We start from the raw sequence: 12,856 nt of genomic DNA on the forward strand, positions 1-12,856 counted from the left end.
GGCCGGGGTCGCGCAGCGCCGTTTCGAGCAGCACGACGCCGTCCGCCGTCAGCCGCTCCCCTACGATGCGCAGCTCGGGCTCGGCCTGCACGGCGACGTCCAGGTGCACCCGCCCCGCGGCGCCGTCGGCCGTGCAGCCGATGCGGAAGCCCCGGCGGTGCTGCGCGTCGGGCCGGGCCCGTTCGGGCACGCACGCGGTCGGGTCCGGGAAGACCGCGCCGAGTTCCGCGCCGCCGCCGAGCCGGGCCAGGGCGTCGTACGCCCTGAGCGCGCTGGTCTTGCCGCTGCCGCTGGGCCCGGCGAGCACGGTGAGCGGCCCGAGCCGCAGCACGGCGCGCCGGTGCCCGGCGAAGGCGGACAGCCGCAGCCGGGTGACGCGGGGGCGGTCGGGAAAAGGCCCGTCGGACCCGGTCGACCCGGACCGTCCGGACGGCGCGGATGACGCGGATGACGCGGACGGTCCGGACGGCGCGGAGAACGCGGGTGGTGCCGGGGCCGCGGGTGACACGGAGGACGCAGATGACGCTGCCATATGCGGACCGTAGGACCGCACCGGCCGCCGAACCGTTTTACCCGGAAGGCTTTCCTACGATCGGGGGACCGGGCGGCCGGGTCCCTGGCCCGTCACACTCCCGGGACCCCTACCGCGCTCTCCATCAGCCCGTTCACCTCGGTGCCCGCCGGGGTCAGCAGGAAGACGTTGCGGTCCACCCGATGCATCCCGCTGGCCAGACCGAAGACGACGCCGGTGCTGAAGTCCAGGACCCGCTTGGCCACCTCGCCCTCGGCGCTGGTGAGGTCCAGGAGCACCGGGATCCCCGCCATCAGGGTCTCGGCGACCTCGCGGGCGTCCGCGAACACATTGACCCTCAGGACCACGAAACGGCGGCGCCGCTCCGTCTCCGCCTCCGGCATCGCCCGGTGACCGACCGCCGACGGCCAGGCGTCGCGCCCGCGCAACGGCACGACCTGGGCGAGCCCTTCCCACTGTTCATCGGTGACGTCGTGGCTGTTCACCGGCTCCCCCGATTCCACTCGCCTTCATTGCCTGCACCAGCCAATTCTTACGCCAAGTCACCCGTTCGGCCCAACAGCGACACGGTCGGCGACGCTCCGTGTCCGGTGATTGCCCTGTGGCGGGCCGGGTACTCAGCGACGGCCACATCCGGCCCTCCCGGGCCGCCCATCGACCTACGGAGTGCCCATGGGTGCGCTGGATCTGCCCGAGCCCGTCACGCGCGAAGGGGCACCGCCGCCGGTCGACACCGCCTCGCTCCGGGCAGCGCTGCGCGAACGGGTCGACGGTGAGGTCCGCTTCGACGCCGGGAGCCGGGCCGCGTACTCCACGGACGCGTCGAACTTCCGCCAGACACCCCTCGGCGTGGTCCTCCCGCGCACCCCGGAGGCCGGGGCGGAGGCGGTGGCCGTGGCGCGGGAGTTCGGCGCGCCCGTGCTGTCGCGGGGCGGCGGGACGAGCCTGGCCGGGCAGTGCACCAACGCGGGCGTGGTCCTCGACTGGTCGAAGTACTGCACCCGGCTCGAGTCGGTGGACCCCGACGCCCGCACCTGCGTCGTCCAGCCCGGCATCGTGCTCGACGACCTGAACCGGCAGCTCGCGCCGTACGGACTGCGCTACGGGCCGGAGCCCGCCACCCACGCCAACTGCACCCTCGGCGGCATGATCGGCAACAACTCCTGCGGCGCCACCGCGCAGGCGCACGGCAAGGTCGTCGACAACATCGCCCGCCTGGAGGTGCTGCTCTACGACGGCACCCGCTTCTGGTGCGGGGAGACGGACGACGAGGAGTACGCCGAGATCGAGCGGCAGGGCGATCTGCGGGCCACCGTCTACCGGCGGCTGCGCGCGCTGCGCGACACCTACGGGGACGAGATCCGCCGCCGGTTCCCCGACGTCCCGCGCCGGGTCTCCGGCTACAACCTGGACTCGCTGCTGCCGGAGCACGGCTTCGACGTGGCCGGTCTGCTGGTGGGCAGCGAGTCGACGCTGGTCACGGTGGTGCGGGCGGAGCTGGAGCTGGTGCCGGTGGTCAAGGAGCGCTCCCTGCTGGTCCTGGGCTTCGACACCATCGACCAGGCCGCCGACGCGGTGCCCGACATCCTGCCGCACGACCCGATCGCGCTGGAGGGCGTGGACGCCCGGCTGGTCCGCGACGAGCGGATCAAGCACCTCAACCCCGAGGCGCTGGCCGAAATGCCGGAGGGCAACGCCTATCTGATGGTGCAGTTCGGCGGTGACACCGTCGAGGAGGCCGACGCGCGGGCGCACCGGATGCTGGAGGCCGTGCACCGCTCCGCGCACGACGCCGACTGCGCGTTCCTGGACGACCCGGCACACGAGGAGGACCTGTGGCAGGTGCGCGAGGCCGGGCTGGGCGCCACCGCGCACATCCCGGGCAAGCCCGACACCTTCGAGGGCTGGGAGGACTCGGCGGTCGCTCCGGAGAAGCTGGGCGACTACCTGCGGCGGCTGCGCGCGCTGTTCGAGGAGTTCGGCTATCTGAGCGACACCGGTCCGAGCCTGTACGGCCACTTCGGGCAGGGCTGCGTGCACACCCGGATCCCGTTCGACCTGTACACCGCGGACGGGGTGGCGGCGTACCGGCGGTTCATGGAGCGGGCCGCCGACCTCGTCGTCGAGTTCGGCGGTTCGCTGTCCGGGGAGCACGGGGACGGGCAGAGCCGGGGCGAGTTGCTGTCCCGGATGTTCGGGGACCGGCTGGTCGAGGCGTTCGGGCGGCTGAAGGCCGTCTTCGACCCGCTGGACCGGATGAACCCGGGGAAGGTGATCGCGCCGTACGGGCTGGACGAGAATCTGCGCCTGGGCGGTGACTGGGCCCCGTTCGAGCCGCGCGACCTGCACTTCCGGTTCCCGCACGACGGGGGCTCGTTCTCCCAGGCGGCCAACCGCTGTGTCGGCGTCGGGAAGTGCCGGCAGCACACCAGCGACGGCACCGTGATGTGCCCGTCGTACCAGGTGACCCGGGAGGAGGAGCACTCGACGCGGGGCCGGGCCCGGCTGCTGTTCGAGATGCTCGACGGGCACGGGGACGGCGCGATCCGGGACGGCTGGCGTTCACAGGCGGTCAAGGACGCCCTCGATCTGTGCCTGGCCTGCAAGGGCTGCAAGAAGGACTGCCCGGCGGACGTGGACATGGCCACGTACAAGGCGGAGTTCCTGTCCCACCACTACGCGGGACGGCCGTGGCGCAGGCCACGCTCGGACTGGTCGATGGGCTGGCTGCCCGCGCTCGCGCAGGTCGTGGGCCGCACCCGGCTGGCCCCGGTGGTCAACGCGCTCACCCACGCGCCGCTGCTGTCGAAGGCGGCGGTGCTGGTGGCGGGGGTGGCGGACCGGGAGGTGCCGCTGTTCGCGGAGCGGACCTTCGAGCAGTGGTTCGCGGAGCACGAGCCGGAGGGCGACGGGCACCGCGGGTCGGTGCTGCTGTGGCCGGACACCTTCACCAACCACTTCCACCCGCACATCGGCCGGGCGGCGGTACGCGTGCTGGAACACGCCGGGTGGCGGGTGGAGCTGCCGGACGGGCCGCTGTGCTGCGGGCTGACCTGGATCTCCACCGGGCAGCTCGGCACGGCCGAGAAGGTCCTCACCCGCACGGTGCGCGCCCTGGCCGACCGGGTGCGGGCGGGCGGCCTGGTGGTGGCGCTGGAGCCGAGCTGCACGGCCGTGTTCCGGGCGGACGCCGCGGAGCTGTTCGCCGGCGACCAGGACGTGCTGCGGCTGGCCGAGCAGACGGTGACGCTGTCGGAGCTGCTCACCGAGCACTCCCCCGGTTACCAGCCGCCGCAGGTCCCGGACCGGTCGGCGCGGGCGCTGGCCCAGGTGCACTGCCACCAGCACGCGGTGCTCGGCTGGGAGGCCGACCAGGAGCTGCTGCGCCGGGCCGGGGTGGACGCGGAGCGGCTGGACTCCGGCTGCTGCGGGCTGGCCGGGAACTTCGGCTTCGAGCGCGGTCACCTGGACGTCAGCGAGGCGTGCGCGGAGCGGGTGCTGCTGCCGCGGCTGCGCGAGGAGGACGAGTCGACCGTCGTCCTCGCCGACGGCTTCAGCTGCCGCACCCAGATCCACGAGTTCGACAGCGGCGGCCACGAGGGCGTGCACCTGGCGGAGCTGCTGGCCTCGGCCCTGCCGCCCGGCCCCGCGGCCGGTGCCGAGACCCCGGGCAGCGCGTACGGCACCGCGCCGGGTGCCCGTCCGGCGGCTCCCGGGCCCCTGGCGCGTGCCCTGGCGCTGGCGGCCACGACGGCGGCCGCCGTGGGCACCGCGGCGGCGGCGACGGCGCTGGCCCGGAGCCTGCGCCGGCACTGAGCCCGGACCCTGAGCCCGGACGCGACGGACGGTCACCACCGAGGATGCGGGGTGACCGTCCGTCGTGTCCGGGCGCGGAGTCTCAGGCCCGGGAGGACGCGTTGTCCTGACGGCTCGCCAGGGCCCAGATCACGAACACGTCGATCGCCATCATGATCACGGACCAGACGGGCGAGTACGGCAGGAACAGGAACTGGGCGATCAGGCTCAGCGAGGCGAGGACGATGCCCGCCACCCGTGCCCAGGCCATGTCCTTGAGCAGTCCGTACCCGGTGACGAACACGAGGGCGCCCAGGATGACGTGGACGATCCCCCAGCCGGTCAGGCTCATCTCGTAGACGTAGGTGCCGATACGGGCGTACACGTCGTCCTCGGCGATGGCCGCGATGCCCTGGAGTACGGCGAGCGCGCCGTTCAGCAGCAGCAGTACGCCCGCGAAGACGACACCGCCGGTCACCCAGCCGCTGCTGCGGTCGCCCGAGCGCTGGGCCCAGGAGGCGTCGCCGCCGTGGGACGGCCGGCCGGGAGAGGGTTCGGCGTGCTGGCTCATGAGCGGAGTCCTTTCTGTGTCCCCCGTACGGGGCAGCTGCCCGCCGGTGCCGTCGGCACCGACAGGACGTTTCGAGCCTGCGGGCGCCCGCGCTCCCCGGCCACGCGGGTCCGCCGTACGGGTGAATCGCGCGCCGGGCGTGCGCATGCGGGGGCCCGCGGCCTCGCGTTAACTGAACGGCACCCGCGGACGAAGGAGGGCGTGTGACGAGTCGGCCGCTGCCTGGGCGGGGCCCGCGCGGGCGGATGCCGTGACCGCGCCGGCGCACGCCGCCCCGGACCGGGCCGAGCAGTCCCTGCGGCAGACCCTGCTCGGCCCGGGCTACCTGCGGCTGTTGCTGCTGTGCGTGCTGCTCGGTGTGCCCATCGCGCTGGCCTGCTTCTTCTTCGTCGGACTCCAGCACGCGCTGCAGCACTGGGTGTGGACCTCGCTGCCGGAGGCGGCCGGTTACGACACCCCGCCCTGGTGGTGGCCGCTGCCCGCGCTGGTCCTCGCCGGGCTGGTCCTGGCGCCGATCGTGACGCGGCTGCCGGGCGGCGGCGGCCATCTCCCGGTCAACGGCCTGGGCGGCGCGCCGGTCGGCCCCCGCGCGCTGCCCGGAGCGGTGCTGGCCGCGCTGGCCACGCTGCCGCTCGGCGTGGTGCTGGGTCCCGAGGCCCCGCTCATGGCGGTCGGCAGCGGGCTGGCCCTGCTGGCGGTGCGGCGGGCCGGCGCGGGCGGCGACCAGCGGGCGGGCGCGATCATCGGCGCGGCCGGCTCCACCGCCGCGATCTCCACCATCCTCGGCGGTCCGGTGGCGGCGGCGGTCCTGCTCATCGAGGGGGCGGGACTGGCCGGCACCCGGCTGGTCGCGCTGCTGCTGCCCTGTCTGCTGGCCAGCGCGACGGGTGCCCTGGTCTTCACCGGCTTCGGGCAGTGGACGGGGCTGGAGATCGGCGCACTGGCCCTGCCCGATCTGCCGCCGCAGGCCAATCCGGACGCGGGCGACTTCCTGTGGGGCCTGCCCACCGCCGCGCTGATCGCCGTGCTGGTCACGCTGGCCCGCGAGCTGGGCCGCCGCACCGTCACCTGGACCCGGCGCCGCACCGCCGCGCGCACCGTCGCCTGCGCCACCGCGGTCGGCGTCTGCGTCGCCGCGTACGCGCTGATCACCGGCCGCTCCCCGGCCGAGGCGGCACTGTCCGGCCAGGCCACCCTCGCCCAGCTCGCCGCGCACCCGCACGCCTGGTCGGTGGGGGCGCTCGTGGCGCTGGTCGCGTGCAAGGGGCTGGCCTGGGGCATCGCGCTGGGCGCCCTGCGCGGGGGTCCGATCTTCCCGGCGGTCCTGCTGGGCGCGGCGACGGCGACGGCCTGCTCCGGGCTGCCCGGCTTCGGCGCGACCCCGGCGCTCGCCCTCGGCATCGCCGCCGCGGCGGCCGCGGTGACGGGACTGCCACTGGCCAGCGCGGTCCTGGCGGTGCTGCTGCTGGGCCGGGATGCCCACGACCAGACACCGCTGATCGTGACGGCGTCGGTGGTCGCGTTCATCGTCGCCCAACTGGTACGCCGACCCGGCCCGCAGACGGGCCAGGCGTCCGGCGCGCAGCCGGACGGGGCCCCGGCGGCGGGAGGGGCACGGTGAAGGACCGCACCGGCCGGAGGACCCGCCGGACCGCACACCCCCGCACCGGCTGGGCAGCCGCCCGGCCCTGGATCGTACGCGCCGGGATCGCGGCCGCCGTGGTGGTGGCCTACTTCCTGCTGCCCCTCGACCACCTGGGGCCGCAGCGGCCGGTGCTGAGCTGGGTGCTGTTCGCCGTGCTGCTGACCGTCGTGGCGGTGCTGCTGCTCCGGCAGATCCGGCACGTGCTGCTCGACCGTCCGGACAGCCGTCCCGGGGTGGTCATCTCGCTGCTGATCGTCCTGTCCGTGCACGTCTTCTCGGCCACGTACTACGCCCTGGCCAAGTCGCCGGACCAGTTCAGCGGACTGCACACCCGGATCGACGCGCTGTACTTCACCGTGGTGACGCTCGCCACCGTCGGCTACGGGGACATCACCCCGCGGGGCCAGGCCGCGCGGGTGGTGACCATCCTGCAGATCGCGTACAGCTTCGTCTTCCTCACCGCCGCCGCCACCGCGCTGACCACCAGGATGCGGGACATGGTGGTCCGGGGGCCGCAGCGGGGCCGCTCGCGCTGAGGCGGGCCTTGAAACTGCCGCCGCGTCACCTTCTAGCCTCGGTCGCAGACCCGGGAGGAGCCCCATGACGCACGCGACCGACGGCACCATGCGCATCGGCGAACTCGCGCGGGAGACCGGGCTGAGCATCCGCACCCTGCGCTACTACGACCGGCTCGGCCTGCTCACCCCGTCCGCCCGCACCGAGGGCGGTCACCGCTGCTACGACGCCGCCGACGTCCGGCGCCTGCACCGGGTCCTGGCGCTGCGCGGTTTCGGGCTCCCCCTGGCCCGGATCCGCGCCGTGCTGGACGCGGAACCGGATCACGATCCGGCGGAGCTGATCCGGCGGCAGCTCGACGTCGTCGAGGAGCGGCTGCGGCAGACGGCCGAGCTGCGGATCCGGCTGCTGGGGGTGCTGGGCGCGCTGGACGCCGCGGCGGCCGGCTCGACCGAGGCCCTGCTGGACGTGATCGAGGAGATGACCGCCGTGGAGCGCCCCCTGACCCCGGAGGAGGTGGCCGGCCTCGGCGCGGCCCGCCGCCGCTGGGCCGAGTCGCTCGGCGAGGAGGAGCTGCGTGCCCTGCACCACAGGCGCGCGGAGATCTTCGCCACGATGGGCGAGGACGAGCGGCGGCGGCTGACGGAGCGGCGGCGGGCGTTCGCACGGCCCTGAGCGGTGCGCGGCCGCCCGGCGGTGCGGGTGCCGGGCCCGAGGCCTGCTTGTGCGCGGCCCGGTGGGCGCACTACTGTCGCCACGCCTTGGTGAACGGGAAATCCGGTGTGATGCCGGTGCGGCCCTCGCCACTGTGAATCGGGAAGTCCGGCTCCGGCCCCCAGGGGCAGCCACTGGACCGCTTGCGGTCCGGGAAGGCGGAGCACGGGCGGTGGTACCCGTAAGCCAGGAGACCGGCCAAGGCGCGTCGTCCATCCACGAGGTGCTGGAGAGGGTCTGCTGAGCCATGCACATAGCCGAGGGCTTTCTGCCACCGGCGCACGCGATCGCCTGGGGCGTCGCGTCCGCGCCGTTCGTCGTCCACGGAGTCCGGTCACTCACCCGTGAGGTCAGGGAGCACCCGGAGAGCACGCTGCTCCTGGGCGCCTCCGGGGCCTTCACGTTCGTCCTGTCGGCCCTGAAACTGCCGTCCGTCACCGGGAGTTGCTCCCATCCGACCGGCACCGGCCTGGGCGCGATCCTGTTCCGGCCGCCGATCATGGCGGTGCTTGGCACCATCACCCTGCTCTTCCAGGCGCTGCTGCTCGCCCACGGCGGTCTGACCACGCTCGGCGCCAACGTCTTCTCGATGGCGATCGTCGGCCCCTGGGCCGGGTACGGCGTCTACCGGCTGCTGCGCCGCTGGGACGTGCCGTTGATGGTCACCGTGTTCGCCGGGGCGTTCGTCGCCGACCTGTCCACGTACTGCGTCACCAGTGTGCAGCTGGCCCTGGCCTTCCCGGACCCGGGTAGCGGATTCCTGGGCGCGCTCGGCAAGTTCGGGTCCATCTTCGCCGTGACCCAGATTCCGCTCGCGGTGAGCGAGGGCCTGCTGACGGTGATCGTGATGCGGCTGCTCGTGCAGTCCAGCAAGGGCGAACTGACCCGGCTGGGCGTGCTGTTGACCCGGTCCGGCGAGCGGAGGCAGGAGGCGGTGGCCCGATGAGCCGCAACACGAAGATCAACGCCCTGCTGCTGCTCGCCGTGGCCGCGCTGGCGGTGCTGCCGCTGGTGCTGGGGCTCGGCGACCACAAGGAGGAGCCGTTCGCCGGGGCCGACGCCGAGGCGGAGACGGCGATCACCGAGATCGAGCCGGACTACGAGCCGTGGTTCTCCCCGCTGTACGAACCGCCGTCCGGGGAGGTCGAGTCGGCGCTGTTCGCGCTGCAGGCCGCGCTCGGCGCGGGCGTGCTGGCGTACTACTTCGGGCTGCGCCGGGGGCGGCGGCAGGGCGAGCAGCGGGCGGCACAGGCGCTGCGGGACGCGCCCGCGGGGGACTGAGTGCTGCCGATCGACGCGGCGGCGCACAGCAGCCGGTGGCGCCGCCGCCACCCCGTGGACAAGGCCGTGCTCGGTCTCGGTCTGACCGTGCTCGCGATCTCCCTGCCGGCCTGGCCGGGCGCGGCGCTGGTGCTGGTGACCGCGCTCGCCGTGCTGCTCGGCCCGGCGGGGGTGCCCGCGCGGCGGCTGTGGCGGGCGTACCGGGTGCCGCTGGGCTTCTGCGTGACCGGGGCGCTGCCACTGCTGGTGCAGGTCGGCGGCCCGGACGGGTTCCTGACGGCGGCGGACGGCGGTCCGGTGCGCGCCGGCGGGCTGCTGCTGCGCACCTCGGCGGCCTCGCTCGGGGTGCTGCTGTTCGCGTTCACCACGCCGATGTCCGACCTGCTGCCGAGGCTGGTGCGGGCCGGGGTGCCGGCACCGGTCGTGGACGTGGCGCTGGTGACGTACCGGATGAGTTTCCTGCTGCTGGACTCGATGCGGCGGGTCCGTGCGGCGCAGTCCGCGCGGCTGGGGCACACCACCCGGGCCGCCGCCTGGCGTTCGCTCGGCGGGCTGGGCGCCACGGCGTTCGTGCGGGCCTTCGACCGGGCGGCGCGGCTCCAGTCGGGGCTCGCCGGGCGCGGCTACGACGGCACCCTGCGCGTCCTGGTCCCCGAGGCGCGCGTGTCCGTGCCGTTCACCGCGGCGAGCGTCGCGCTGCTGGCGGCGCTGGCCGCGTTCACCCTCGTACTGGAAGGGCCGTTGTCGTGAGCGAGTCGGCCGGGGCGGCCGCGTCGGTGCTGGTCGCCCTGCGGGGCGTGTCCTTCGGGTACGAGGAGGGCCCGGAGGTTGTCACCGGTCTGGACTTCGCGGTGCGCGAGGGGCGGGCGCTCGCCCTGCTGGGCCGCAACGGCAGTGGCAAGACCACGCTGATGCGGCTGCTCAGCGGCGGACTGCGGCCGCACACCGGGACGTTGACGGTGGACGGGGCGCCGGTGACGTACGACCGCAAGGGGCTGACCCGGCTGCGGACCACGGTGCAGTTGGTGGTGCAGGACCCGGACGACCAGCTCTTCGCGGCCTCGGTCGGCCAGGACGTGTCCTTCGGTCCGCTGAACCTCGGGCTGCCCGACGCGGAGGTCCGCTCCCGGGTCGGGGAGGCGCTCGCCGCGCTGGACATCGCGGGGCTGGCCGACCGGCCCACGCACCTGCTGTCGTACGGGCAGCGGAAGCGGGCCGCGATCGCCGGGGCGGTCGCGATGCGGCCCCGGGTGCTGATCCTGGACGAGCCGACCGCGGGGCTCGACCCGGACGGGCAGGAGCGGCTGCTCGCCACCCTGGACGGGCTGCGCGCGGGCGGCACCACCGTGGTGATGGCCACCCACGACGTCGACCTCGCCCTGCGCTGGTCCGACGACGCCGCCCTGCTCACCCCGGACGGGGTGCGCACCGGCCCGGCCGCCGGGACGCTGGCCCGCACCGACCTGCTGCGGCGGGCCGGGCTGCGGCTGCCCTGGGGCGTCGCGGCGGCCGGACTGCTGCGGGCGCGGGGGCTGTTGGCGGAGTCGGCGCCGGGCCCTCGTACGGCGGAGGAGCTGGCGGCGCTGGCCGAGTGACGGTTGCTGCCCGGGGTCAGCTCGCCGAGCCGCTGTACTCCGGTTCCCGGGCTTCCTCCGCCTGCCGGGCGGCGCGGGCGCGGCGGCCGGGCAGGACGGCGAGGACGATCAGGGTGCCGGCCGCCATGATGATGCCGCCGACGAGGCTGGTCGTGGCGACCCCGTGGGCGAAGGCCCGGTTCACCGCGTCGGCGAGGGCCTGCGCCTGCTCGGGTCCGGCGGCCGGGTTGGTGGCGAGCCGCTCGGCGACGGCCAGTCCGCCGCCCACCGAGTCCTGGGCGGTGTCCAGCGCGGCGGCCGGCAGCCGGTCGCCCACGAGGCCGGCCAGTTCGTCCCGGTAGGCGGTGCCGAGCAGGGAGCCGAGGACGGCGATGCCGAGGGAGCCGCCGAGTTCCAGCGCGGTGTCGTTGGCGCCGCCGCCGACGCCCAGTTCGCTCTCCGGGAAGGACCCCATGATGGTGTCGGTGGCCGGGGAGACGCTGAGGCCGATGGCGAGGCCGAGCAGCAGCATCGGGGCGAGGAAGTCGGCGTAGGCGGAGCCCTGGTCGATCAGGACGAGCAGGAAGACACCGGCGGTGCCGATCGCCATGCCGGAGCCGACCATGGCCTTCACACCCAGCCTGGGGGTGAGCCGTCCGGTGACCGCCGCGCCGACGAACACGGCCCCGGCCAGCGGCAGCAGCCGTACGCCGGTCTCCAGCGCGCCGTAGCCGAGCACGAACTGCAGGAACTGCGTGGCGTAGTAGATGGCGCCGTAGGTGCCGAAGAAGAAGAACAGCACCGCCAGCATCGAGCCGCTGAACGGCCGCAGCAGGAACCTGCGCACGTCCAGCATGGGGTGCGGGTGGCGCAGCTCCCAGACCACGAAGGCGATCAGGCCGAGCCCGGCGACGACGGCCGCGGTGACGGGACCGGCGCCCCAGCCGAAGTGCGGGCCCTCGATGGTCGCGTAGACCAGGCTGCCCACGGAGACGATGGAGAGCAGGCCGCCGACGTAGTCGATGCGGCCCGCGCCGGCCGCCCTGGACGGCGGTACGAGGGTCAGCGCGCCGACGACGGCGAGGACCGCGACGGGGACGTTGACCAGGAAGGTCGAGCCCCAGGCGTGGTCCTCCAGGAGCCACCCGGCGACCAGCGGTCCGACGGCGATGGCGAGTCCCGAGGTGGCGGTCCAGGCGGTGATCGCGCGGGCCCGCTCCCCCTTCGGGAAGACCGCCACCAGCAGGGACAGCGTGGCCGGCATGACGACGGCGGCACCGACGCCCATGATCGCCCGGGCCGCGACGACCAGCCCCGTCTCGTGGACCAGGCTGCCCATCACCGAACCGCCCGCGAACACCACCAGCCCGGTGACCAGGGCGCCGCGGCGGCTGTACTTGTCGCCGATCGCGCCGAGCACCAGCATCAGCGCGGCGTACGGGACGGTGTAGCCGTCGATGACCCACTGCAGGTCGCTGCTGCTCAGGCCCAGGTCGGCCGTCATGTCCGGGGCGGCGACGATCAGGGACGTGTTGGCCATGACGACGATCAGCAGGCTCAGGCAGAGCACCAGGAGAGCCCACCAGCGCCGGGGGTATGGCCCGGGCATCTTCTCGACGGGGGTGGTGGCGAGCAGGGGCATGGGGGCTCCCGGATGACGAACGAGGGCGAGTTAATTGCCCATAGATGAGCAGACAAGAGCAGAGTAGTTTGTTGCACGCGGGCGTGCAAATAAGGCGCCCACCGCATGGGGGGGCGCCTGTGAAGAAGGGGTGGGGGTGGCCTACTCGTCCGGGACGGAGGTCGCGAGCGCCGCGGGCCGCACGCTCTCGACCACGCTCCGGGCCCGGCGCTCCGGCACCCCGGCCGCGATCAGCGTGGCGGTGGCGGCCCGGGTGCCGTCGTCCTCCAGGGCACCGGTGTTGACCTGCTCCAGGAGCGCGACGATCATCGCCTCCAGACCGGCGCTCAGCACGGCGGGCGGCAGGTGGTCCGGGAAGACCCCGCCCCGCCGGCCGCGCTCCAGGATGGCGGTGACCTCGGCACGGGCCGGGGCCAGGATCTCGGCCACGCGCTCCTCGCCCAGGTCGTGCCGGGCCAGGGCCAGCAGCATGCGGTAGCGGTCGCCCACGCGCCACATCAGCAGCGTGAAGTGCGCGAGCGCCCGGTCGGCCGGTTCGTCCGGGCCCGCCGCCTCGGCCATCGCGGCCCGCAGTACCTCGGACGCC

The 12,856-nt window shown here is 74.5% G+C and carries 12 protein-coding genes, 1 pseudogene and 1 riboswitch; of the genes and pseudogenes, 8 read left to right on the forward strand and 5 right to left on the reverse strand.

Going from position 1 to position 12,856, the window contains the following annotated elements:
- Positions 1-532, reverse strand: a pseudogene (locus tag K7854_RS36530) (ATP-binding protein); the annotation flags it as partial.
- A 92-nt stretch (positions 533-624) separates the two neighbouring features.
- Entirely contained in the window at positions 625-1,017 is a 393-nt protein-coding gene (locus K7854_RS36535; RefSeq protein WP_052840009.1) for a cell division protein SepF, read from the reverse strand.
- A 187-nt stretch (positions 1,018-1,204) separates the two neighbouring features.
- Between K7854_RS36535 and K7854_RS36540 the strand changes: the two genes are divergently transcribed.
- Positions 1,205-4,348 (forward strand): FAD-binding and (Fe-S)-binding domain-containing protein, encoded by a 3,144-nt coding sequence (locus tag K7854_RS36540; protein WP_226030862.1) that lies wholly within the window; start codon positions 1,205-1,207, stop codon positions 4,346-4,348.
- Between the two features lie 82 nt (positions 4,349-4,430).
- On the opposite strand, the gene K7854_RS36545 is transcribed toward K7854_RS36540, so the two are convergent.
- The gene (locus tag K7854_RS36545) at positions 4,431-4,898 is read right to left on the reverse strand and encodes a DUF7144 family membrane protein (protein ID WP_226030863.1); all 468 of its coding nucleotides are present in this window, start codon (positions 4,896-4,898) and stop codon (positions 4,431-4,433) included.
- Between the two features lie 250 nt (positions 4,899-5,148).
- Here K7854_RS36545 and K7854_RS36550 point away from each other — a divergent pair, with 250 nt between their 5' ends.
- The 7 genes from K7854_RS36550 to K7854_RS36580 all read left to right on the forward strand — a co-directional run bounded on the left by K7854_RS36550 (position 5,149) and on the right by K7854_RS36580 (position 10,649).
- Positions 5,149-6,519: a chloride channel protein gene (locus tag K7854_RS36550; RefSeq protein ID WP_226030864.1), complete on the forward strand. Its 1,371-nt coding sequence runs from the start codon at positions 5,149-5,151 to the stop codon at positions 6,517-6,519.
- 71 nt (positions 6,520-6,590) lie between these two features.
- Positions 6,591-7,079, forward strand: coding sequence for a potassium channel family protein (locus tag K7854_RS36555; protein WP_372481118.1), 489 nt, complete (start codon positions 6,591-6,593; stop codon positions 7,077-7,079).
- Between the two features lie 64 nt (positions 7,080-7,143).
- Entirely contained in the window at positions 7,144-7,734 is a 591-nt protein-coding gene (locus tag K7854_RS36560; protein ID WP_226030865.1) for a MerR family transcriptional regulator, read from the forward strand.
- A gap of 70 nt (positions 7,735-7,804) precedes the next feature.
- A riboswitch (cobalamin riboswitch) is annotated at positions 7,805-7,990 on the forward strand.
- 30 nt (positions 7,991-8,020) lie between these two features.
- Complete coding sequence (locus K7854_RS36565) at positions 8,021-8,719, forward strand: energy-coupling factor ABC transporter permease (protein WP_226030866.1); 699 nt, start codon at positions 8,021-8,023, stop codon at positions 8,717-8,719.
- Complete coding sequence (locus K7854_RS36570; RefSeq protein WP_226030867.1) at positions 8,716-9,054, forward strand: energy-coupling factor ABC transporter substrate-binding protein; 339 nt, start codon at positions 8,716-8,718, stop codon at positions 9,052-9,054. The genes K7854_RS36565 and K7854_RS36570 overlap by 4 nt, the downstream gene beginning before the upstream one ends.
- Positions 9,055-9,804 (forward strand): cobalt ECF transporter T component CbiQ, encoded by a 750-nt coding sequence (cbiQ, locus tag K7854_RS36575; protein WP_226030868.1) that lies wholly within the window; start codon positions 9,055-9,057, stop codon positions 9,802-9,804. It begins immediately after the preceding gene.
- Positions 9,801-10,649, forward strand: a complete 849-nt coding sequence (locus tag K7854_RS36580) for an ATP-binding cassette domain-containing protein (RefSeq protein ID WP_226030869.1) — start codon at positions 9,801-9,803, stop codon at positions 10,647-10,649. Before cbiQ ends, K7854_RS36580 begins: the two co-directional genes overlap by 4 nt.
- A gap of 16 nt (positions 10,650-10,665) precedes the next feature.
- Here the strand turns inward: K7854_RS36580 and K7854_RS36585 are convergent, their stop codons facing one another.
- Complete coding sequence (locus K7854_RS36585) at positions 10,666-12,270, reverse strand: MFS transporter (RefSeq protein ID WP_226030870.1); 1,605 nt, start codon at positions 12,268-12,270, stop codon at positions 10,666-10,668.
- 141 nt (positions 12,271-12,411) lie between these two features.
- The coding region (locus K7854_RS36590; RefSeq protein ID WP_226030871.1) for a TetR/AcrR family transcriptional regulator at positions 12,412-12,856 on the reverse strand (445 nt) is incomplete at its 5' end.

Origin of the sequence: Streptomyces hyderabadensis, from assembly GCF_020404845.1 — a bacterium.
Classification (GTDB): domain Bacteria; phylum Actinomycetota; class Actinomycetes; order Streptomycetales; family Streptomycetaceae; genus Streptomyces; species Streptomyces hyderabadensis.

Excerpts from the sequence above, each read along its gene's own strand:
- K7854_RS36540 (WP_226030862.1), top strand. The coding sequence starts at position 1,205 with ATGGGTGCGCTGGATCTGCCCGAGCCCGTCACGCGCGAAGGGGCACCG.
- K7854_RS36545 (WP_226030863.1), bottom strand. The coding sequence starts at position 4,898 with ATGAGCCAGCACGCCGAACCCTCTCCCGGCCGGCCGTCCCACGGCGGC.
- K7854_RS36560 (WP_226030865.1), top strand. The coding sequence starts at position 7,144 with ATGACGCACGCGACCGACGGCACCATGCGCATCGGCGAACTCGCGCGG.
- K7854_RS36565 (WP_226030866.1), top strand. The coding sequence starts at position 8,021 with ATGCACATAGCCGAGGGCTTTCTGCCACCGGCGCACGCGATCGCCTGG.
- K7854_RS36570 (WP_226030867.1), top strand. The coding sequence starts at position 8,716 with ATGAGCCGCAACACGAAGATCAACGCCCTGCTGCTGCTCGCCGTGGCC.
- K7854_RS36585 (WP_226030870.1), bottom strand. The coding sequence starts at position 12,270 with ATGCCCCTGCTCGCCACCACCCCCGTCGAGAAGATGCCCGGGCCATAC.